Source organism: Marinobacter sp. F4206 (assembly GCF_019392195.1).
GTDB lineage: Bacteria > Pseudomonadota > Gammaproteobacteria > Pseudomonadales > Oleiphilaceae > Marinobacter.
The window spans coordinates 1,590,868-1,611,253 of sequence record NZ_JAHXKI010000002.1 but is presented as its reverse complement, the minus strand read 5'-3'; the positions used below and the strand labels follow the sequence as shown (position 1 = coordinate 1,611,253).

18 protein-coding genes are annotated in these 20,386 nt (G+C 60.8%); 11 read left to right on the top strand and 7 right to left on the bottom strand.

Translation table 11 applies throughout. From position 1 onward, the window contains the following. Window positions 1–12: 12 nt before the first annotated feature. The 3 genes from betB (at window position 13) to KZO34_RS09795 (ending at window position 4,650) form a co-directional block, all read left to right on the top strand. Window positions 13–1,482 carry a betaine-aldehyde dehydrogenase gene (gene betB, locus KZO34_RS09805; protein WP_219476082.1) on the top strand — a complete coding sequence of 490 codons (1,470 nt, stop codon included), beginning with the start codon at window positions 13–15 and terminating at the stop codon, window positions 1,480–1,482. 27 nt (window positions 1,483–1,509) lie between these two features. Continuing rightward, on the top strand, window positions 1,510–3,195 hold the full coding sequence (gene betA, locus KZO34_RS09800) for a choline dehydrogenase (protein ID WP_219476080.1): 1,686 nt from the start codon (window positions 1,510–1,512) through the stop codon (window positions 3,193–3,195). A 237-nt stretch (window positions 3,196–3,432) separates the two neighbouring features. After that, the gene (locus KZO34_RS09795) at window positions 3,433–4,650 is read left to right on the top strand and encodes a BCCT family transporter (RefSeq protein WP_219476078.1); all 1,218 of its coding nucleotides are present in this window, start codon (window positions 3,433–3,435) and stop codon (window positions 4,648–4,650) included. A gap of 80 nt (window positions 4,651–4,730) precedes the next feature. On the opposite strand, the gene KZO34_RS09790 is transcribed toward KZO34_RS09795, so the two are convergent. Next, on the bottom strand, window positions 4,731–6,836 hold the full coding sequence (locus KZO34_RS09790) for a PQQ-dependent sugar dehydrogenase (RefSeq protein WP_219476077.1): 2,106 nt from the start codon (window positions 6,834–6,836) through the stop codon (window positions 4,731–4,733). A gap of 243 nt (window positions 6,837–7,079) precedes the next feature. Between KZO34_RS09790 and ahpC the strand changes: the two genes are divergently transcribed. Continuing rightward, window positions 7,080–7,643, top strand: a complete 564-nt coding sequence (gene ahpC / locus KZO34_RS09785) for an alkyl hydroperoxide reductase subunit C (protein WP_219476075.1) — start codon at window positions 7,080–7,082, stop codon at window positions 7,641–7,643. 102 nt (window positions 7,644–7,745) lie between these two features. Here the strand turns inward: ahpC and KZO34_RS09780 are convergent, their stop codons facing one another. Both KZO34_RS09780 and KZO34_RS09775 read right to left on the bottom strand, forming a co-directional pair. After that, window positions 7,746–8,222 carry a peroxiredoxin gene (locus KZO34_RS09780; protein WP_219476073.1) on the bottom strand — a complete coding sequence of 159 codons (477 nt, stop codon included), beginning with the start codon at window positions 8,220–8,222 and terminating at the stop codon, window positions 7,746–7,748. A 48-nt stretch (window positions 8,223–8,270) separates the two neighbouring features. Beyond that, complete coding sequence (locus tag KZO34_RS09775) at window positions 8,271–8,993, bottom strand: DUF3581 domain-containing protein (RefSeq protein ID WP_219476071.1); 723 nt, start codon at window positions 8,991–8,993, stop codon at window positions 8,271–8,273. A 268-nt stretch (window positions 8,994–9,261) separates the two neighbouring features. On the opposite strand from KZO34_RS09775, the gene ahpF reads away from it, so the two are divergent. From ahpF to KZO34_RS09760, 3 genes are all read left to right on the top strand, one after another. Further along, window positions 9,262–10,848: an alkyl hydroperoxide reductase subunit F gene (gene ahpF / locus KZO34_RS09770; protein WP_219476069.1), complete on the top strand. Its 1,587-nt coding sequence runs from the start codon at window positions 9,262–9,264 to the stop codon at window positions 10,846–10,848. A gap of 184 nt (window positions 10,849–11,032) precedes the next feature. Then, on the top strand, window positions 11,033–11,797 hold the full coding sequence (locus KZO34_RS09765; protein ID WP_219476067.1) for a type 2 periplasmic-binding domain-containing protein: 765 nt from the start codon (window positions 11,033–11,035) through the stop codon (window positions 11,795–11,797). Between the two features lie 96 nt (window positions 11,798–11,893). Further along, window positions 11,894–13,054, top strand: coding sequence for an ABC transporter substrate-binding protein (locus KZO34_RS09760; protein WP_219476065.1), 1,161 nt, complete (start codon window positions 11,894–11,896; stop codon window positions 13,052–13,054). Window positions 13,055–13,074: 20 nt separating this feature from the next. Here KZO34_RS09760 and KZO34_RS09755 read toward each other — a convergent pair whose 3' ends face one another. Beyond that, window positions 13,075–13,740 (bottom strand): transglutaminase-like domain-containing protein, encoded by a 666-nt coding sequence (locus KZO34_RS09755; protein WP_219476063.1) that lies wholly within the window; start codon window positions 13,738–13,740, stop codon window positions 13,075–13,077. A 112-nt stretch (window positions 13,741–13,852) separates the two neighbouring features. Next, on the bottom strand, window positions 13,853–14,587 hold the full coding sequence (locus tag KZO34_RS09750) for a TrmH family RNA methyltransferase (RefSeq protein ID WP_219476061.1): 735 nt from the start codon (window positions 14,585–14,587) through the stop codon (window positions 13,853–13,855). Between the two features lie 161 nt (window positions 14,588–14,748). On the opposite strand from KZO34_RS09750, the gene rlmE reads away from it, so the two are divergent. Continuing rightward, window positions 14,749–15,369 (top strand): 23S rRNA (uridine(2552)-2'-O)-methyltransferase RlmE, encoded by a 621-nt coding sequence (gene rlmE, locus KZO34_RS09745; RefSeq protein ID WP_219476060.1) that lies wholly within the window; start codon window positions 14,749–14,751, stop codon window positions 15,367–15,369. A gap of 12 nt (window positions 15,370–15,381) precedes the next feature. Here the strand turns inward: rlmE and KZO34_RS09740 are convergent, their stop codons facing one another. Beyond that, window positions 15,382–16,410, bottom strand: coding sequence for a histone deacetylase family protein (locus tag KZO34_RS09740; protein WP_219476059.1), 1,029 nt, complete (start codon window positions 16,408–16,410; stop codon window positions 15,382–15,384). A gap of 184 nt (window positions 16,411–16,594) precedes the next feature. Between KZO34_RS09740 and KZO34_RS09735 the strand changes: the two genes are divergently transcribed. From KZO34_RS09735 to KZO34_RS09725, 3 genes are all read left to right on the top strand, one after another. Then, window positions 16,595–16,885 (top strand): encapsulin-associated ferritin-like protein, encoded by a 291-nt coding sequence (locus KZO34_RS09735; protein ID WP_219476058.1) that lies wholly within the window; start codon window positions 16,595–16,597, stop codon window positions 16,883–16,885. Between the two features lie 10 nt (window positions 16,886–16,895). Then, window positions 16,896–17,612 (top strand): SGNH/GDSL hydrolase family protein, encoded by a 717-nt coding sequence (locus tag KZO34_RS09730; protein WP_219476057.1) that lies wholly within the window; start codon window positions 16,896–16,898, stop codon window positions 17,610–17,612. Window positions 17,613–17,705: 93 nt separating this feature from the next. Then, window positions 17,706–19,232: a flavin-containing monooxygenase gene (locus KZO34_RS09725; RefSeq protein WP_219476056.1), complete on the top strand. Its 1,527-nt coding sequence runs from the start codon at window positions 17,706–17,708 to the stop codon at window positions 19,230–19,232. A gap of 38 nt (window positions 19,233–19,270) precedes the next feature. Here KZO34_RS09725 and KZO34_RS09720 read toward each other — a convergent pair whose 3' ends face one another. After that, window positions 19,271–20,338, bottom strand: a complete 1,068-nt coding sequence (locus tag KZO34_RS09720; protein ID WP_257900241.1) for a transporter substrate-binding domain-containing protein — start codon at window positions 20,336–20,338, stop codon at window positions 19,271–19,273. Between the last annotated feature and the right edge of the window lie 48 nt (window positions 20,339–20,386).

Sequence of the window (20,386 nt, the reverse complement as noted above, 5' to 3'; positions counted from 1 at the left end):
GTTTCACGCTTTATGTCCAATTCGGTACCCCGTTTTCAGAACTTTGTGCACGGTCGTTTCCTGGCCAACAGCACCGGTGAGGTGTTTCCAGTTGTGAACCCGGCCACCGGCGAGGTGATCTACGAAGTGGAAGTGGCCGATGAATCCGTGCAACAGGCGGCGATTGAGAGCGCCCGCGCCGGCTTTGCCGAATGGTCGGCGATGCCGGCCATCGAGCGCAGCCGCATCCTGCTGAAGGCCGTGGCGCTGTTGCGTGAGCGCAATGACGAGCTGGCGGCCTGTGAAGTCCGGGACACCGGCAAACCCTGGCAGGAAGCCGAAGCCGTGGATGTGACCACCGGCGCTGACGCCGTGGAATTCTTCGCCGGCCTGGCGCCCTCCATTGAGGGCAACCAGCAGGATCTGGGCGGTGACTTCTATTACACCCGTCGCGAGCCGCTGGGTATCTGTGCCGGCATCGGCGCCTGGAACTACCCGATCCAGATCGCTTGCTGGAAATCCGCCCCGGCGCTGGCCTGCGGTAACGCGATGATCTTCAAACCCTCGGAAGAGACGCCCATGGGCGCGATCAAGCTGGCGGAAATCTTTTTTGAAGCCGGTGTACCGGCCGGTGTCTTTAACGTTGTTCAGGGCGCGGCCGAAGTCGGCGCCTGGCTGACCAACGACCCGGCCATCGCCAAGGTGTCGTTTACCGGCGAAGTCGCGACCGGCAAGAAAGTGATGTCGGCGGCGTCCTCCACCTTGAAGGATGTGACCATGGAGCTGGGCGGCAAGTCGCCGCTGATCGTCTTTGACGATGCCGACCTGGAAAACGCGATCTCCGCGGCCATGGTGGGCAACTTCTACACCCAGGGCGAGATCTGCACCAACGGCACCCGGGTGTTTGTCCACGAAGACATCTACGAGCGTTTCATGGACCGCCTGCTGGAGCGCACCCGCAAGAACATCAAACCGGGCGATCCGATGGACCCAGACACCAACTTCGGTGCCCTGATCTCGGAAAAGCACCGGGACCTGGTGCTGGATTACATCGCCAAGGGCCTGTCCGAAGGCGCGACGCTGACCCACGGTGGCCGGGCCTTCGAGCCGGAGGACTCCAGGGGTGGCTACTTTGTGGAGCCCACCATTTTCACCGACTGCACCGATGACATGACCATCGTGCGGGAGGAAATCTTCGGGCCGGTGATGTCCGTGCTCACCTTCTCCGATGAGGACGAGGTCATCGCCCGGGCCAACAGCACCGACACCGGCCTCGCCGCCGGTCTGTTCACCCAGGATATCCGCCGCGCGCACCGGGTGATTCACCAGATCCAGGCCGGGATCTGCTGGATCAACAGCTACGGCGCCTCACCCGCGGAAATGCCGGTGGGCGGCTACAAACTGTCCGGCATTGGTCGCGAGAATGGCAAGGTCACCCTCGATTACTACACCCAGATCAAGTCGGTGTACGTGGGCATGGAAGACCTGGACGCGCCATTTTAAGCCAGTGAACCGACCCGGAGTACGAGTATGAAAGAAAACCGCTACGACTACATCATTGTCGGTGCCGGTTCGGCCGGTTGTGTGCTGGCGAACCGTCTCACCGAGGACGCCCGACACCGGGTGCTGCTGCTGGAAACCGGCGGCAGTGACAAGAGCATCTTCATCCAGATGCCCACCGCGCTGTCGATTCCGATGAACACCAGGAAGTTCGCCTGGCAGTTCGAAACCGAGCCGGAGCCTTATCTGGACAACCGCCGCATGCACTGCCCCCGGGGCAAGGTGCTGGGTGGTTCTTCCTCCATCAACGGCATGGTCTATGTCCGGGGTCACGCCCGGGATTTCGACGAGTGGGAAGCCGAGGGTGCCGAGGGCTGGAACTATCGCCAGGTGCTGCCCTATTTCAAGAAGGCGGAAACCTGGGCCTTTGGCGCTGACGACTACCGTGGTGATCAGGGCCCGCTTGGGGTCAACAACGGCAACAACATGCAGAACCCGCTGTACCAGGCGTTTGTGGACGCGGGGGTGGATGCCGGTTACTTCCCCACCGAGGATTACAACGGCGCCCAGCAGGAAGGCTTCGGCGCCATGCACATGACGGTGAAAAACGGCCGTCGCTGGTCGACCGCGAATGCCTACCTGCGTCCGGCCATGGAACGCCCCAACCTGACCGTGGTCACCCACGCCCTGGTGCACGAAGTGCTGCTGGACGGCAAAACCGCCACTGGCGTGCGCTACGAGCAGGGGGGCAAGGTGCACGAGGCCAAAGCCGCGGAAGAGGTCATCCTCTCTGCCGGCTCCATTGGCTCACCGCACCTGTTGCAGCTTTCCGGTATAGGCCGGCGCGATGTGCTGGAGCAGTCCGGGATCGAGGTAAAGCACGAATTGCCCGGTGTGGGCGAGAACCTGCAGGACCACCTGGAGTTTTATTTCCAGTTCCGTTGCAACAAGCCGGTGTCCCTGAACGGCAAGCTGGACTGGTGGAACAAGCTCAAGATCGGCCTGCGCTGGATCCTGAAAAAAGACGGACTGGGTGCCACCAACCACTTCGAGTCCTGCGGCTTCATCCGCTCCAAGGCGGGCGTCGAGTGGCCGGACCTGCAATACCATTTCCTGCCGGCGGCCATGCGCTACGACGGCAAGGAAGCGTTCGCCGGTGACGGTTTCCAGCTGCATATCGGCCACAACAAGCCGAAAAGCCGGGGCACGGTGCATGTCCAATCTGCCGATCCGACCCAGGCGCCACGTATTCGCTTCAATTACCTGCAGCACGAAGCCGACCGGGAAGGTTTCCGGGACTGTGTCCGTCTGACCCGTGAAATCATCAACCAGCCGGCCATGGACGAGTACCGCGGCCCGGAAATCCAGCCCGGAGCCGACGTTCAGACCGACGACGAGATTGACGCCTTCGTCCGGCAGGCGGTGGAAAGCGCCTACCACCCGTCCTGCACCTGCAAGATGGGCACGGACGAGCTGGCGGTGGTGGATCCCCAGACCCGGGTTCGGGGTATCCGGAATCTCCGGGTGGTGGATTCATCCATCTTCCCGACCATACCCAACGGCAACCTGAACGCGCCCACCATCATGGTGGCCGAGCGGGCAGCCGACCTGATTCGGGGCAGGGAGCCCCTGAAACCTTCTGACGCCCCTGTGCTCATGGATGGGCAATGGCAGGAGCGACAGCGACCGGGAACGGCCAAGCGGGTGCTGGGCTAGCGCTGCGCACCGTTTCCACCCGGAGGTGCAATGCCTCCGGGGCTTTGCAAACCATCAGGATTTCCCTATCAGCGCGACGGCTGTGCCAGCCGTTTCCTGGGCGCCAGATAGGCAAGTCCTGGCCCGTCAAAAAACAACGCGGGGGTTTGTGTCCGATTCGAACGAGCAACAGCTTCAAAGTAGAGGAGGAACACCCATGCTGTTCACTATAATGAATGAAAATCGCCGGAGGCTGTCATGACACTCTGGTTATCCACAGGCCTGATCTTCACCTTCGCAGCGATCGCGCTGATTCTGTACAAATGGTGGGACGTGCAGTGCATCGGCGTAACGCCGGTACGCACCCTGACCTTTATCGCCATCCTGTTCACTTCCGGCCTGGATGTGGGGCTGATCATGTTCCCGCTCACCGAGTTTGGCGGCTATGGCGATCTCTCGGCCAGCCCGGAGTATGGCTTCGCCAACCCGCTGGCCATTGAATTTGGCTTCTGGGCCTTCCTGATCTGGGGCTTCTATTTCCTGACCTGCTTCTACTTCGCGATCATCGAGCCGCGGGTGAAGTTCTTCGAGATTCCCCTGGTCAAGGTGATCAACAACGTGGTGATCATCGGCACCTGTGCCTTCACCGCCTATCTGCTGCTGGTGAACCTGCCCTGGTACCTGCCACAGGTGGGTGATGGCGAATCGGTGGTGCCGACCTTCTACGCCATTGTGTTTGCGGCCATTGGTCTGGCGGTGTATTCCAGCTCGAAGATCAAATACGTGCGGATCCTGAGCATTGGCTCCAGCGCCCTGTTCATCGTCCTCATTGCCGGCATGTGGGCACGGGCGTTCCTGACCGGCGACGGGTCCCCGGGCGATTTCCTCGGGACCGTCGGTCTGTTGGGCGAATACTTCACCAACCTTCACCAGTTCCTGCTGCCCATCAATGACTACCATGAGTTCTACCTGCTGTGGTGGTTCTCCTGGAGCATCATGATTGGTCAGTTCACCGCCCGCTTTGTCAGCGGTATCCGGACCTGGCAGCTGCTGATTGCGATGCTGGTGGTGCCGTCCATCGCCATCGGCGTGTGGTTCTCGGTGCTGTTCCACTACCACGACGAGGGCCTTAAGGTGGCGGCCTTTACCAACATCGCGATGATTACCGTCGGGGTGCTGATGGTGGTGAACTCCCTGGATTCGCTGATCCGGCTGTACACCGACAACCTGAACCTGACGGCGCAACGACTGGGTCGGGCGAACTACGTGGTCTTCAACTTCCTGGCCATGATTGGTCTGACCATGCTGTTCCAGCTCGACTTCCTGCGCATTCAGTGGGTCGGTGCCCTGGTGATTGCCCTGTACTTCGGCTGCTTTGCCTACATTCTGGCGAAGAAACGCGCCGAGGTGGCGGCGATCAAAGGCTCGCCGGAAGAGAACGTGCTCGACTTCCACAAGGTTGAACTGGCCGGTTAAACCGGGCAGAAGGTGGAACGCAAAGCAGGTTGGTCCCCAGGATCAACCTGCTTTTTTTTTGCCCGACCGGAAAGCCGGGATCAATTGCAGCCGGGCAACTGATTGATCCAGTCCGCCACCAGCTGCGCGCCCCGGGTGTCCGCCTGAAGGGTGCTGATGGGCGGCATGCGGTTGCTGTCTTCCGAGACCATTCTCAGGTGCAGGAGCGAGTTGGATGCATCGCCGGGCGTCACCAGCAGAGCGTCGTCCCGACCCAGGTTGCCATTGCTGGCCGCGACGCCACAGGCGCCTGTGGCATTGAGCGGAGTGGTAATCCTCAGATCCATGGAGCTCTGGGTGGTGCCGCCCGGCCGGTGGCAATGGCTGCAATTGCTGTGCAGATAGCTGCGCGCCCGGGCATCGATGGCGGCGCTGTCGTCGGTGCTTCGGCTCAGGCGACGGCTGCGCTGGGCAGAGGTTGGCGGCTCCTCGAAGACGCCGATGGCGGCCAGGGTGTCCAATTGGTTGGCGGTGACGCCGGTCTGCGGATAGGTGAAACTGGAGTTGAGCTGGGCCGTTTCCAGTCCGAGCGTGAACCCGGCGGCTGCAGTGTGGCACTGGGTACACTCGCCGGCCGAGGGGTAGTGCCAGATCTGGCCGCCCACGTCCACGTCCCGTCCGCCGCTGACCAGTTCGGCGTCGGTACCGGCCTCATCCCACTGGTAGCTGTAGCCCGACCAGCTGCCATCGGCGTTGTGCAGGTAAAGCCGGGTTTCAATCAGGCGCTGGGCCAGAGTGAAATTTTTCACCAGCACCGAGCCCCGGGGGAACTGGAAATCGCCGCTGTCGTCCAGGGTGATCCGGGTGCTGTCGGGTAGGGCCATGTAGCGGATTTTGTCGGCGCCGTCGGACCAGAAGGGCTCGATCGGGCGGTAGGGGATCAGGCCATCGGCGGGTTGCCAGGGAGCATCGGCCTGAACGCAGCCGGTTTCGGAGAGTCGCTGTGGCAACTCGACGTCGACGTTGACCGGGTCAATCCGGAACAGGCCGGAGAACGTCACCAGGTACAGTTCGCCATCCCGGTCCTGCGCGAAGGAAGCCACGTTGCGACCGGTTTCCAGCAGGGTGCGGCGTTCGTACCCGCCGCCCGGTTGTGGTTGCAGCGCCCAGAGCGTCCCGGAGCCGAAATCCGAGAACAGGTAATTGCCTTGAAGGGCGGGAATATTGGTCCCGCGGTAAACATAGCCGCCGGTGACAGAAATACCTTCGGAGCGGCCGTAGGCGGCCACAGGATCAATAAAGGGGCCCGAGGCACTGCAGCTGTTGCTCGTGCGCTCGAAGCCTTCGTAACAGCGCCAGCCGTAGTTGCCGCCCTGGGTAATCCGATCGATTTCCTCGAACCGGTTCTGGCCCACGTCACCGGCCCACAGCTCGCCGGTGTCGCGGTCAAAACTCCAGCGCCAGGGATTGCGCAGACCGTAGGCGTAGATTTCCGGCACCGAGCCGGACACCCCGTTGTTGGCGGGGCTGCCATCGGTATTGATCCTGAGGATCTTGCCGAGACGGGTGGACAGGCTCTGGGCCCGGTTGCCCGGATCGTTGGCATCGCCGCCATCCCCGAGACCCACGTAGAGCAGGTTGTCCGGGCCAAAGGCAATGTGACCGCCGTTATGATTGCTGAAGGGTTGTTGCTGAGTCAGCAGGTTGGTGCGCTCCAACCCGCCAGCACCGTCGCCCCGGAGGCTCTCACCATTGTCGGTGGACTCGAAGCGGGCCACGAACGAGGTCAGACCGCCGGCGTTTTCGGTGAAAGACAGGTAAACAAAGCCGTTGGTGGCAAAGTCCGGGTCGAACGCCATGCCCAGCAGGCCGCATTCGGTGCAGGTCGCCAGCGAGTATTCTTCGGACAGGTCGACCAGCTGGGTGCGACTGTCGGTGGCCAGATCCAGGCGGTAGATAACTCCGCCCTGTTCAACCACGTAGAAAACCTGGTTCAGGGTCGGATGCGGGATCATTAACAGGGGCGAACTAAACGAAAGCGAGTCAGCAACGGGGGTCAACTGAACCTCGGCCGAGGGCGAGAAGGCCAGGCATTCACTATTGCTGGGACGTTCGGAGAGACCGACAGTGGTGCCGGAGCCGCTTCCCGAGCCGCCACCACAGGCGGTGACTGTCAGGCAGATGAGTAGCAGAAGACATCGTTGCATGAGCCCTGTCCTCCCTGCAGAGCCTTAATAATAGTCGATCCCTGACATTCTGAAAGATTGAAGTTGGAAAATCCGTCTCCATAAAGAAGGCTGTGTATAGAGGCTTCGCCGCACCTTTATTCAAAATAGGTTTAGCCTATCTATGGTTTGGGAATTATCAATTTTATCCCAGTAGCTGAAATCGTTAATTTAGGCGCCGTTCATTCATCAATCTGTGAATCCATCAACAAGGAGTTAGCTTTAATGGGCATCATTAACAGCGAGATCAAACCGTTCAACGCAACCGCATTCAAGCAGGGCGAGTTTGTTGACATCAGCGAAGCCGACGTAAAAGGTAAGTGGTCTGTCTTTTTCTTCTACCCGGCCGACTTCACCTTCGTTTGCCCGACCGAGCTGGGCGACGTAGCTGACAAGTACGAAGAGCTGCAGAAGCTGGGTGTTGAGGTGTTCTCCGTGTCCACCGACACCCACTTCACCCACAAAGCCTGGCACGACAGCTCCGAGACCATCGGCAAGATCAACTACTTCATGGTGGGCGACCAGACTGGCACCATCACCAACAACTTCGGTGTAATGCGTGAAGGTCAGGGCCTGGCGGATCGCGCCACCTTCCTGATCGATCCGGATGGCGTTATCCAGGCAATGGAAATCACTGCTGAAGGCATTGGCCGTGATGCAGACGACCTGCTGCGCAAGGTGAAAGCGGCGCAGTACGTTCGTAACCATCCCGGCGAAGTATGCCCGGCCAAGTGGAAAGAAGGCGAAGAGACCCTCGCTCCTTCCCTGGACCTGGTAGGTAAGATCTAAGTTTCCCTTCTCAGGTGAAACGAAAAGGTCGGGTCTGCATTGCGGTCCCGGTACTGCTGACGAACCCCGGTTTATCCGGGGTTCGTTGCGTTTGGGCAGGTGTTACAGGGCGGCGAGAATGGCTTCGGAGCTGGTTTTCTCCAGGCCCTGCTCATCGACATTGAGCAAGGTAATGATGCCGTCGTCGACGATCATGGCGTAGCGCTGGCTGCGAATGCCCATCTGTGTGGCTGTTCGGTCCTGGGTCAGGCCGACGGCGTTGGCGAATTCACCCAGGCCGTCTGCCAGCATGACAATTTGCTCGGCGTTGTTGGCCTTGCCCCAGGCATCCATCACGAAGGTGTCGTTCACCGAGGTGCAGATGATGCTGTCCACACCCTTGGCCTTGATCTTGTCGGCATCCACGACAAAACCGGGAAGGTGTGCCTTCGAGCAGGTCGGGGTGAACGCGCCGGGCACGGCGAACATCACCACCTTTTTTCCCGCAAAGAGATCGCCGGTGCTGACCTTCTCGGGCCCGTTACTGCCCATCACCTGCAGTTCAATATTCGGTATCCGCTCACCTGCCTGAATCGCCATTGCTCGGGTCTCCGTTTTTGTGTTGGACGAATAAATCGTTTGCCGTGATCAGGCGTTGCTGCCGTAATCGGCCCCGCGGGCCTTGAGCCGGTAGAACTCCTCGAGAACGCCGGCCATGGCGTCGGGGCTATAGGGGCGCAGGCCGCCAAGCACCAGACGTTTGGCCACTTCACCCACCGGCTTGCCATCGGACAGCAGTCGGTATTCCAGGGTGACATTGCCACGTTTGCCGTTAGCTTCCAGGTCGGCATTGTGCAATTCCAGCTCAGGTCCGGCGGCATCCAGCGTATCGAGGGCGAGACTCATGCTCTCGTACATGACCATCGGCCGATCCGGGTTGAACATCACTCCCTTCGATTCCATCAGCGGCTGCAGGGTATGGGGGAAGTTCTTTCCGGAGGCCGCGACGTAGCAGCGGGTGAAGTCCTCGATGACGGTTTCGTCTCGGGTATTGGCGCCGCTTCGGGTTACCTCAAGGTAGACTTTGCCGTTTTCGTCGCAGACCTCAATGGTGCCCTCGGTCGGTTCCCGGAATTCCAGCGCAACGCCGTCACCCAGCAGGCTGCGGAACTGGAAGGTCATGTTGGCCGAGAGGCCGAACCGGGAGAGCACAACGGCGAACAGGAGATCGCCTGGCACGCAGAACCGGCGGGCATCCGGGTCGTGAATCGGATTGAAGTCCCCGGCTATTTCCTTGGCGAAGCGACTGGCCTGCAGCGCGGTGATGGTGACGCGCCCATCCTTGAGGGAGTAAAAACGATCTAGAAACATGCTCTGCCTACTCTCGATAGCGAGGGGTGATTTTTCGGTGTCTGGCCTCATCTTAAAGGGTGTTCGGCGGAATGCCTATGAGCTATTGGTCATGGAGTCGGGCGTGAGCTATCGAGCACCATTCACCGTATAGCAAGGACCTATTAAACTGGTTGGGTCAATTAATTTGAGGCTTTACTCTCCAACCCTTATCGTTCGATACATCAAATTCAGAGTCCATTTTGAATTCAGTGACTTGGTTTCACATTAGCCGAAGAGGAAAGCGTACATGTTGGATGCAGGTATCAAGGAGCAATTGAAAGCCTACATGGAAAAACTGCAGCAGCCGATCGAGCTGGTTGCAGCGTACGATAACGGTGAAAAGTCACAGGAGCTGAAGCAGCTGCTCGAGGAAATCGAGCCGATGTCCGAGAAAATCAGCCTTCGGACCGAAGACGCTGACGACGTTCGCCGTCCGTCGTTTGCCATTAACCGCGTCGGTTCTGACGTCGGTGTCCGGTTCGCGGGCATTCCCATGGGGCATGAGTTCACCTCCCTGGTGTTGGCACTGCTGCAGGTCGGCGGCCACCCCTCCAAGGCGAGCCAGGAAGTGATTGAACAGATCAAAGATCTCGACGGTTCGTTCGAGTTCGAGACCTATTTTTCCCTGTCCTGCCAGAACTGCCCGGATGTGGTCCAGGCTCTGAACCTGATGAGTGTGCTGAATCCGAACATCAAGCACACCTCCATTGATGGCGCCCTGTTCCAAGATGAGGTGGAGCAGCGCGAAGTGATGGCGGTGCCCAGCGTGTATCTGAACGGTGAGGCCTGGGGGCAGGGCCGGATGACTCTGGAGGAGATTGCCGCCCGGCTGGACACCAAGTCCGACGAAAAGGAAGCCGAGAAGGTCAACCAGAAGGACACCTTCGAGGTGCTGGTGATCGGTGGCGGCCCGGCCGGTTCCTCCGCGGCCATCTATGCGTCCCGCAAGGGTATTTCCACCGGTATTGCGGCGGAGCGCTTCGGTGGCCAGGTTGCTGACACCATGGGCATCGAAAACCTTATTTCCGTTCCCTACACCGAGGGTCCGAAACTGGTTGCCGCCATGGAGCAGCATGTTAAGGAATACGACGTCGACATCATGAACATGCAGCAGGCCGAGAAGTTGATTCCCGCTTCCAAGCCGGGCTTGCCCCATGAAATCCGGCTTGCCAATGGTGCTTCCCTGAAAGCCCGCACCCTGGTGCTGTCGACCGGTGCGCGCTGGCGTCAGTTGGGCGTTCCGGGTGAGGAGGAATACCGGAACAAGGGCGTGGCCTATTGCCCGCATTGCGATGGCCCGCTGTTCAAAGGCAAGCGTGTTTCGGTCATCGGCGGCGGCAACTCCGGTGTCGAGGCGGCCATTGATCTGGCCGGTATCGTGGGCCACGTGACCCTGATCGAGTTTGGTGCCGAAATGCGCGCTGACGAGGTGCTGCAGAAGAAGCTGCGGAGCCTGAAAAACGTGGAAATCATTACCTCGGGCCAGACCACCGAAATTACCGGTGAGAACGGCAAGGTGAACGGTCTGAACTATAAGGACCGGACCACCGGTGAAGAACACCACGTCGCTCTCGAAGGGGTGTTCGTCCAGATTGGCCTGGTGCCCAACACCGAGTGGCTGAAAGGCGATATCGAGCTGAGCCAGCACGGTGAGATCATCGTGAACGACCGCAACGAAACTTCCATTCCGGGTGTTTTCGCGGCCGGCGATGCCACCACCGTGCCTTATAAGCAGATTGTGATTTCCATGGGTGAGGGTTCAAAGGCGGCGCTGAGTGCCTTCGACTTCCTGATCCGGAACTCGGTGGAAGATGACGAGGATCAGGCGGCCTGATACGGCTTGCCCTTGCCTTGATGGCGAGAGTGACAGGCACCGGAGCGATCCGGTGCCTTTTTTTATCCGGTAAAGACCACAGATTTTACAAGGTTTTTCTGGCCCCTCTGGCATGGGCTTGCCATACTCACCGCAGCTGTACGAAAAAACAGACGCCTACCCATCAAGGACCGTTGCGCCCAGTATGACAATCTCTGGTAGAGCCCTGTGCACGGCATTGCTTGGGCTGATGCTGTATGCCACTGAGTTGCATGCGGAAGCTCCGATCCGCGTGGCGGTGCCCGATATATCCAACCTGCTGACCGAGAACGAGAACGGTGTGTACCAGAAAATTCTGGACCGTGCGCTCTCCAACCTTCAGGTGGATGTGGATGAACGGTTCTATCCCTACAAGCGCGCCCTGCTGGTATTTGAACAGGGCGGTGCGGACTGTATCTATTCCTTTACCGAAGTGCTTGAACGACGCTTGGGCGAGAAGGCGGTCATCGCCAGTTTTCCGCTGGGGAAATTCAGCTACCATTTGTTCACCACGAAAGCATCACCGCCACCGGAAGGCCTGGCCTCACTGAAGGGCCGGCAGGTGGGTGCCGTGATCGGACATGAAACCTATCTGGATCCGTTGCTGGCGGAGTACGACATCGACATTGTCTGGGCAAAAAATGACGAGCTTAATGTCGCCATGCTGGATCATGATCGCTTCGATACCATTATTGCCGCGATACCCGACGTCCGCCCCTACCTTGATGGCCTCAGTTACGCACCCGAGCGTCCGCTGCTGGAAAGTTACGATCGCCTGACCTGCCACAATAACGAGCGCAACCAGGTGTTTCTGGGGGACCTGTCCCGGGAAATGCGACGGCTCAAGGAGCAGGGTGTTTATGAGCAGTTGGCGGGCGACCTGTACGTTGATTTCGACAGCCAGTCGGTCGGATTCTGGCACTCCGACTGACGGCAGACGGCGGCTGCTTGTCCGGCATCGGGGTTCTGGGGTAGTTTAGGCCACATCTGCCCAGGATGTCTGGTCTTGCGAGGGGGAAGTGGCGCTATGAAGTCCCGTCTTCGGTTGGTTGTAGGTTGCCTCCTTTCAGTCTGTTTGCTTAGCCCTGCTTACGCAGAGTCCCGCCCCAGCGTTGTCTTCCTGTCCCCGGACGATTCCCGCTTCTGGATCATGGTCGCCGATTTCATGACAGCCGTGGCGTCTGACCTGGAAATGGACCTCAGCATCGAGGTCGACCGGGACAGTCATCGATTCAGTTACCTTAACCTCCTGCGCTCGGTGCTTAACCGACCGGACAAACCCGACTACCTGGTGTTCATGTGCAAGGAGGAAGTCACTGCACGCATGCTCCGGCTTGCCAACGATGCCGGAGTGAAAGTCTTCACCTTCAATACCGATGTCCCCGCCGAGGCGCAGAGGGCTGTGGGGTTGCCCCGGCAATCCCTGGCCAACTGGATTGGCCACCTGTCGCCGGACAACGTCGCAGCGGGCCGTCGGCTGACAGACATTCTGGGGCAGCAGGCAAGCGATCTTGGCCTGATTGAACCGGCGCAACCACTCTCCCTGATTGCCCTGTCCGGAACCCGCGACTCCTCAGCCGCGAAAGACCGGAACACCGGCTTGCTCAAGGTGGTGAACGATCAAAGGGCGACCCTGTCCCAACTGGTCCACGCCGGTTGGAGTACGGAAGAGGCCCGCAAGAAAACCCGCGTGCTGCTCAAGCGCTATCCGGACACGAAATCCATCTGGAGCGCGAGCGATGGCATGGCGCTGGGCGCCATTGAAGCGGCCCGGGTGGTGGGCATGCAGCCCGGCACCGACCTGGTGATTGGGGGTGTCGACTGGGAGCCCCGGGCGCTGGCGGCGATCAGGGAAGGGGAATTGGCGGTCAGCCTGGGGCGCCATTTTATGGGCGGTGGTCTGCTGATGCTGTTGCTGCACGATTACCACCGGGGGCAGGATTTCGTATCCGGTGACCAGGTGCCACTCCTGCGCTACGAACTGGAGCCGGCGACCCGGAAGAATGTCGCTCGCGTGGAGCGCATTATGGACCCGGACCATTGGCGGAGTGTCCGGTTTGAACGCTTCAGCCAGGCCCTGAACCCGGACCCTGCGCCGCGCTGGCACAATACCAGCCAGTTGATGGACGCCTTTGCCTCGGCGCTGGCGACGCAGGGCCAGGCGGAGAATCTGGTCAGCCAGGACTGACGCTTGCGGTGGTCGGGCGGTTATCGGCCGAGGTCGGCTTCCAGACTGGTCCCCTCCGCCGGCGTGAAGTCGTGGTCACCGAACAGGTGGGGATAGGCATTACGAATGCCGGACACAATAAAATCATGGGGAACGTCGTCGAAAACGCCGTGATCGTTCACGTACTCCATGTGGGCATCGCCGGAATCGGTAAATTCCTGGAAGACCGAATCGTTGACACCGTCGAATTCCAGCGGTGCCACGCCCATCATGTCGCACAACTGCCGGTTGAATGCCGGCGTTGCCTTCACCCAGCGACCGTTCAGATACAGCTCGATAAAGCCGTGCATCCGGAAGATGTCGGATTGCAGCCACTGGATCAATTTCGGGCTGGACAGGTGGTTGCGGACATCCGCCAGGCCCAGTCGGCTGGGAACGCCGATGGAGCGGGCGGCCGCGCCTAGCAGGACCGCTTTCGGGATGCAGTAGCTCTCGCCGCTGGCCAGCGCGTGGCTGGCGCTGAACGTGTCTGGATCGGTGCGGAACACGTAGGGGTTGTAGCTGACCCCGTCCCGGACCGCCAGGTACAGCGCCTTGACCTGTTCCACCGGATCCCCGGGGACCCCCTCCAGCTGCCGGTCTATCCAGGCTTCGAGCTCGGGCTGGTCGTAGTCAAAGAAGGCGCTGGGTTGGAGATAGGCATCCATAATCGTCATCCGGATTGGGGCATCAGGGCCCTATCCTCGCCAATTAGCAAGCTACGGGCAATGACGATATCCACCAGAACCACTGCCGAAAAAGCTCAGCATCGGCCGTCCGTTAACCCCGGACCAGTTCGTAGGCACAGATGTTGACCGAGGTCGCGAGATTCAGCGACTCGATGTCGCCGTGCCCCGGAATGGTGTAGGGCGTGGCCGCCAGTTCCTTGAGCGCTTGCGCCGGCACCCCGCGGGCCTCGTTGCCGAACAGGTAGCAATCATGCTGGCGGAATGCCGTTGAGGTCAGCGGTGCCCCGTTCAGGTCGAGGCAGGCAACGCGGTCATAATGGCTGGCCAGTTGGGACAGTGGCACGTCCGTGGCCAGGGGAATGTGGAACAGTGCGCCCATGCTCGCGCGCACCACTTTCGGGTTGTAGGGATCGACGCTGCCGGGGCTGAGCAGGCAGCGGAAACCACCGAACCACGCGAGGGTCCGCAGAATGGTGCCGAGGTTGCCCGGATCCTGGACTTCGTAAAGGTAGATCGCCTTTTCGCCTGGCGCCGGTGATGCCCGTCCGGGGTCTGGTGCGGGCATGGGCACCACCGCCAGAATGCCCTGGGGGCTTTGAGTGTCGGCCAGTTGTGCCATCTGGCGGTCACTGACCAGGTGGGTCCTGAACGGGCTCTGCCAGTGCTCGTAGGCGGCGGTGACATAGAGCTCGGCTTTCTTCAGCGTGGGCTGGGTGCTGGCGGCTTTCTGCAGTTCCAGCACCAGATGCTCACCCTCGACCAGGTAATGTCCGAAGGCCTGGCGGTATTTTTTCTGATGCAGTTTTCGGATGTCGTTCAGGTTCACGTTGGTCGCCCGCTGGTGCCCATGGGATCGTCCGGACCCGGCCCGGGACGGATACCGGTGGCCCGATTGTACGTGCGGCGGGCGCCGTTGTCAGGATTTTGCCGGGCGGTGGCGCGCCACGTACAATAGATCGCTGGTTTCTTTCCGACTGATGAGTTCCTATGGCCCGATCCAAAAGCAGCAACCGCTGGCTCGAAGAACATGTGAATGATCCCTTCGTGAAACAGGCGCAGGTGGACGGTTATCGCTCCCGGGCCAGCTACAAACTCCTGGAGATCAACAAGAAGGATCGCCTGATCCATCCCAACATGGTGGTGATGGACCTGGGCTCGGCCCCGGGCGGCTGGTCCCAGGTGGCGGCCAAACTGGTGGGCCACAAGGGGCGGGTCATCGCCTCCGACATCCTGCCCATGGACCCGGTGGCCGGGGTGGAATTCATTCAGGGAGACTTCACCGAGAACGAGGTGTTCGACCAGATCATGGCGACCCTCGGTGATACCCCGGTGGATGTGGTGATCTCCGACATGGCCCCGAACATCAGCGGCGTGACCGTGGCCGACCAGGCCTCGTCCATGTACCTGGTGGAACTGGCGCTGGACATGGCGTGCCAGGTGCTCAAGCCCAAGGGCAGCTTCCTGGCCAAGGTGTTCCAGGGCGAAGGGTACGACGAGTATCTGAAAGCGGTTCGGGCCGTATTTGACAAGGTCGTGGTGCGCAAACCGGATTCCTCGCGTGCCCGCTCCCGGGAAGTCTACCTGCTGGGCAAGGGGTTCAAGGGCTGACCCCCCGGGGCCTCAGGCTCCGTCGAATCCCTGCATGACATTGACCGCGTTGACCCCGATGGCGTCCACGTCGTAGCCGCCTTCCATGGTGAACACCGTCGGCAGTCCAAGGGCTTCAAGCCGCCGGCCCAGGCTGAGATAGTCCTCCGATTTCAGTTTGAAGAACGAAATCGGGTCCTCCTCGAAAGTATCCACACCGAGCGCGACAATCAGGGCGTCCGGCTGAAAGCCGGCAATCCGCTCGCAGGCCGTTTCCAGGCCCTGGCTCCAGGTGCTGTAGGGGGTGCCGGGCGGGTACACGATGTTCAGGTTGTAGCCTTCGCCCTCACCCTCACCGGTTTCATCCTCAAAGCCCAGAAAATGCGGAAACACCAGCTCCGGATCGCCGTGCAGGCTAAGGGTCAGCACGTCGCGGCGATTGTAGAAGATGGCCTGGGTGCCGTTGCCGTGATGGAAATCGACGTCGAGAATCGCCACCCGTTCGGCCCCCTGGTCCCGGAACGCCTGGGCCGCAATGGCGGCATTGTTGAAAAAGCAGTAACCGCCGAACAGGTCGGCGTGGGCATGGTGGCCCGGTGGCCGGCACAGGGCGAACGCGGCCCGCTCTCCCTGAGCCACGAGTTTCTGGGCCGTCAGCGCAACATTGACGGAGGCCCGGGCGGCTTCCCAGGTGCCGTCGGAAATCGAGGTTTCGGCGGCAAAGCTGTAGTAGCCCAGCCGGCCATCAATGTCCTTGGGCATCCTGGCCCGCATACCACGACCACACCAGACCGCCGGAATGGCTTCGCCCGGCTTGCCGGCAGCGACCCAGTCGGCCCAGCAATGTTCCAGGAAGGCAACGTAATCGGCGCGGTGTACCCGCTTGACTGGCTCCAGCCCGAACTCCTCCGGCTCCAGGATCTCCCCGAGCCCTTGACTCTTGACCCGGGCGAGGATGGTTTCCGCCCGGGAGGGTTTTTCATGGGGATCGATCAGGATGCCGCCATCCAGTTCGGTTTTGACGGCGCGTCGGCTGTGCAGGGGAGAGAAAACGGTTTTCATTGGTGTTGCGTCCCGGGGGCTGAATGACCTTCTGACTTTGGCACAGGGCGCCCAAAGGCTCAAACACGACCATCGGATCCTTGCCGGGTTCCGGCTCTTTTTAATCCGGGGTATTTCCACTAAAGTCGGAAGCTTCCGTTACGCTGATATTGCTATCAGCCCACCCCACAAGAAGGATCGCATCATGGCCAATGACAGTTATCACGAACCGGTGGCCGAGCTGACTGCTGACACCCGCGACATGCACCGTGCCGTCAGCTCGCTGATGGAGGAGTTCGAGGCGGTAGACTGGTACAACCAGCGCGTTGACGCCTGCAAGGACCCGGAACTCAAGGCCATCCTAGAACACAACCGGGATGAGGAGAAGGAGCACGCCGCCATGGTGCTGGAGTGGATCCGCCGCAAGGATCCGACCATGGACAAACACCTGCGGGAGTTCCTGTTCAAGGAGGGCCCGATCGGCCATCACGACTGATTCGGCTCCCGTGCTTTACCCTCTTTCCACCCTGACCCTGGGACCGATCCTGATCGGGCAGGGCCACTATGTGCGCCGTGTGACACCGCGCCTTCCGGAACCGGACGGCGAACGGGAAGGGGTGACCGGCTCCGGGCCGGAGCTCCGGCTGTTGATTGTGGGTGACTCGGCGGCGGCAGGCGTGGGAGTGCTCAACCAGAGCGAGGCTCTGGCAGGGCGACTGGCGGTGCAACTCGGGCAGCGGTTCCGGCTGCATTGGCGCCTGCTGGCCGAGACCGGGCGGACATCCGGGGACGTACTCAGGGCGCTGGCCCGCGAGCCGGAGGCGAGTTTTGACGTGGCGCTGGTGTCCATCGGCGTGAATGATGTCACCGGTCGCACCCGTGACCGGCAGTGGCTGACCCACCTGGACGAACTGTCCGGTCAGTTGGCCGACCGTTTTTCCGTGCGTCATACCCTGTTCACGGCCGTTCCGCCCATGCACCTGTTTCCGGCGCTGCCCCAGCCCCTGCGCTGGTATCTGGGGCTGCGGGCCCGACAGCTGAACGGGTTACTGGACGAGTTCTGCCGGAACCGGACCGGTGCCCGGTTCCTGTCGGTGGGCTTTCCGCTTGAGCCCGGATACATGGCCGCTGATGGTTTTCATCCCGGAGCGGAAGCCTACCGGATCTGGGCCGAGTACTCGGCCTGTGCCATTTGTGAACTGGCTCAAACAACGACCCGGTAAGACCGGCCCGGCCAATTCCCACCCGCCCCCGCCTGGGCTATCTTGATTCCAGACGCTTGATCACAACAACAACAGGGAATCGAGAGGCGGGTTATGAGTGAGCAACATCTGGATGTCCTGATTATTGGCGCCGGCGTATCCGGGATCGGAATGGCCTGCCACCTGAATCGGGACTGCCCGGGCAAATCCTTTGCCATTCTGGAACGCCGCCAGTCCCTGGGCGGGACCTGGGACCTGTTCCGTTACCCCGGAATCCGGTCCGATTCGGACATGTTCACGTTCGGCTACAATTTCCGGCCCTGGGTGGGCGGCAAGGTGCTGGCGGACGGGGCCTCAATCAAGCAGTACGTGCGCGAAACGGCACAGGAACACGATGTCGAGCGCCATATCCGTTATGGTCTGGCGGTGAAAACAGCCGACTGGTCCAGCGTCGACAAATGCTGGCGGGTTACCGCCGAACACGAAAGCACCGGCGAGTCCGAAACCTACACCGCGAATTTCCTGATCGGCTGCACCGGCTATTACAACTATGATCACGGTTACAAGCCGGATTTTCCCGGTGAAAGCACGTTCAAGGGCGAGATCGTGCATCCCCAGCACTGGCCGGAGGATCTGGATTACGCCGGCAAGAAGATCGTGGTCATCGGCAGTGGCGCAACGGCGATTACGCTGGTGCCGACGCTGGCTGAGCAAGCCAGCCATGTAACCATGCTCCAGCGGTCTCCGACCTATCTTATGCCCCTGCCGTCCACCGACAAACTGGCGCTTGGACTGCAGAAATTCCTGCCGGAATCGGTGGCCTACCGGCTGACTCGCGCCCGCAATGTGGCGATTTCCCGTTTCCTGTACCTGCGGTCCCGCAAGAGCCCGAAATTCATGCGCCGGATGTTCCTGGGCATTATAAGGCGCCAAGTGGGCGGCGAGGCGGACATGCGGCATTTCACTCCGGACTATGATCCCTGGGATCAGCGCCTGTGCGTAGTCAAAGACGGCGATCTGTTCCAAGCCCTGAAAGCCGGTAAGGCCAGCATCGCCACCGATCACATCGACCGCTTCACCGAAACCGGGATTCGCCTGAAATCCGGTGAGCAACTGGACGCGGATATCATCATTCCGGCCACCGGCCTTGAGATCCAGATGCTTGGCGGGATCAAGCCGAGCGTGGATGGCCAGGCGGTGGTGATGAAAGACAAGGTGATCTACAAGAACGTCATGGTGGAAGGGATGCCCAACGCCGGCATGATCTTCGGTTACACCAATATCTCCTGGACCCTGAAAGTGGACATTGCCGCCGAGTACCTGTGCCGGTTGATGAACCTGATGGACAAGCGTGGCTACCGGGTGGTGATGGCCCGGGACACCGAGAACAGCCGCGGCGAGGACACCATTCTGGGTGCACTCAACTCGGGCTATGTTAAGCGGGCCGCGGACCAGTTACCCCGTCAGGGTACGCACGGTCCGTGGAAGGCCTCCCAGAACTATCTGGAAGACGTAAAGATTCTTCGGTTTGAGCCGATCGAGGACGGCGTTCTGGAGTTCGATGGCAAACGCACCCACGCCAATGCCCGGGAATCGGCCGGTTTCCTGAAACCACTGCGGTCTGCGCTGTTCGGTTCCTGACCGTCCCGGGCGCAGCGGACGCTGCGACCATTCCCCTGTTACTCGGTGCCGAGGTAGCTGGCCTGTATGCTGCGCCAGTCCTGGGATTCGGTCATGCGCAGAATCTGCTGGGAAACCCTGGCGCGCAGGGGTCGCCCCTCGGGCAGCGCCAGGGCATACAGTTGCTCGGCGAAAATGCCGGGCAGAATGGTCAGTTGCTGCTGACCGAGTTGCTGGTTCCGATACTGCAGCAGCGCGCGATCGTAGACAATGGCATCGGTTTCGCCCTCGGCCACCGACACCATGGCGGAGGTCAGGTCCGGATAGGTCTGGTAGCGGATGCGCCGGTCTTCCAGATAGCGTTGGCTGGCCGTGTTGTCGATCGTGGCCACGACCTTGCCGGGCAGGTCGTCGACGCCCTGAATACCGGTGCGAAGGTTACTGACGGTCAGCGACGAGGTGATCGCCGCGGTAAAACTGGCCACCATGATCAAACCGGCAAACATCCAGACCAGGGCAATGAGCCGACCGGCAAAGGAGACCGGCGCCTTGTCGCCATAGCCAACGGTGGTCATGGTCACCGCCGCCCACCAGAAACTTGAGCCAATGCCCTGTGCCGCGGTTCCGCCAAACTGCTCCGGGTTCCGCCGCCGTTCCACCAGCCAGAGCGCAAAACCCACGGCCAGCAGCAATGCGCCCAGGGCCAGTACGACGCTGACAAACTGCCAGCTGATCAGCGCCTTCAGGCTGGCCAGCAGGCTTTGCTCCGGTTGCGGCGGGATCGCGATCGACAGGCCGGTCTGGAAAAACGGGTGACTGAAATCGAAACGCGACTCCCGGTCGGCGGTCATGGTCAGGGCACCGACAGCCACGTCTATCTCACCGTTCTCGGTGGCCGTCAGAAGGTCGCTGAAGGCCAGTGGCACCCATTCAAACTCCCGGCCCATACCCGCAGCGACGGTGCGCCAGAGGTCAATGCTGATGCCCTCCCATTGACCGTCCTCGGTCTGCATGACGAACGGGGGGACTTCGGTGATGCCAACTTTCAGCGGGGCATCGGCGGCGAACCCCGGAGTGGCTATCGAGAGCACAACAAGCAAAACACACGACAGAATCCGTTTCAGCATAACGACGGGCGGCCGGTGTTGGCCGCACTCCCAGGTTGGCGGTTGATT

Bases quoted from the DNA above. Each gene is read 5' to 3' on its own strand.
- KZO34_RS09740 (WP_219476059.1), bottom strand. From the start codon at position 16,410: ATGAAAACCGTTTTCTCTCCCCTGCACAGCCGACGCGCCGTCAAAACC.
- KZO34_RS09725 (WP_219476056.1), top strand. From the start codon at position 17,706: ATGAGTGAGCAACATCTGGATGTCCTGATTATTGGCGCCGGCGTATCC.
- betB (WP_219476082.1), top strand. From the start codon at position 13: ATGTCCAATTCGGTACCCCGTTTTCAGAACTTTGTGCACGGTCGTTTC.
- KZO34_RS09775 (WP_219476071.1), bottom strand. From the start codon at position 8,993: ATGTTTCTAGATCGTTTTTACTCCCTCAAGGATGGGCGCGTCACCATC.
- KZO34_RS09755 (WP_219476063.1), bottom strand. From the start codon at position 13,740: ATGGATGCCTATCTCCAACCCAGCGCCTTCTTTGACTACGACCAGCCC.
- ahpC (WP_219476075.1), top strand. From the start codon at position 7,080: ATGGGCATCATTAACAGCGAGATCAAACCGTTCAACGCAACCGCATTC.
- ahpF (WP_219476069.1), top strand. From the start codon at position 9,262: ATGTTGGATGCAGGTATCAAGGAGCAATTGAAAGCCTACATGGAAAAA.
- KZO34_RS09780 (WP_219476073.1), bottom strand. From the start codon at position 8,222: ATGGCGATTCAGGCAGGTGAGCGGATACCGAATATTGAACTGCAGGTG.
- KZO34_RS09765 (WP_219476067.1), top strand. From the start codon at position 11,033: ATGACAATCTCTGGTAGAGCCCTGTGCACGGCATTGCTTGGGCTGATG.
- rlmE (WP_219476060.1), top strand. From the start codon at position 14,749: ATGGCCCGATCCAAAAGCAGCAACCGCTGGCTCGAAGAACATGTGAAT.
- KZO34_RS09720 (WP_257900241.1), bottom strand. From the start codon at position 20,338: ATGCTGAAACGGATTCTGTCGTGTGTTTTGCTTGTTGTGCTCTCGATA.
- betA (WP_219476080.1), top strand. From the start codon at position 1,510: ATGAAAGAAAACCGCTACGACTACATCATTGTCGGTGCCGGTTCGGCC.
- KZO34_RS09795 (WP_219476078.1), top strand. From the start codon at position 3,433: ATGACACTCTGGTTATCCACAGGCCTGATCTTCACCTTCGCAGCGATC.
- KZO34_RS09790 (WP_219476077.1), bottom strand. From the start codon at position 6,836: ATGCAACGATGTCTTCTGCTACTCATCTGCCTGACAGTCACCGCCTGT.
- KZO34_RS09760 (WP_219476065.1), top strand. From the start codon at position 11,894: ATGAAGTCCCGTCTTCGGTTGGTTGTAGGTTGCCTCCTTTCAGTCTGT.
- KZO34_RS09735 (WP_219476058.1), top strand. From the start codon at position 16,595: ATGGCCAATGACAGTTATCACGAACCGGTGGCCGAGCTGACTGCTGAC.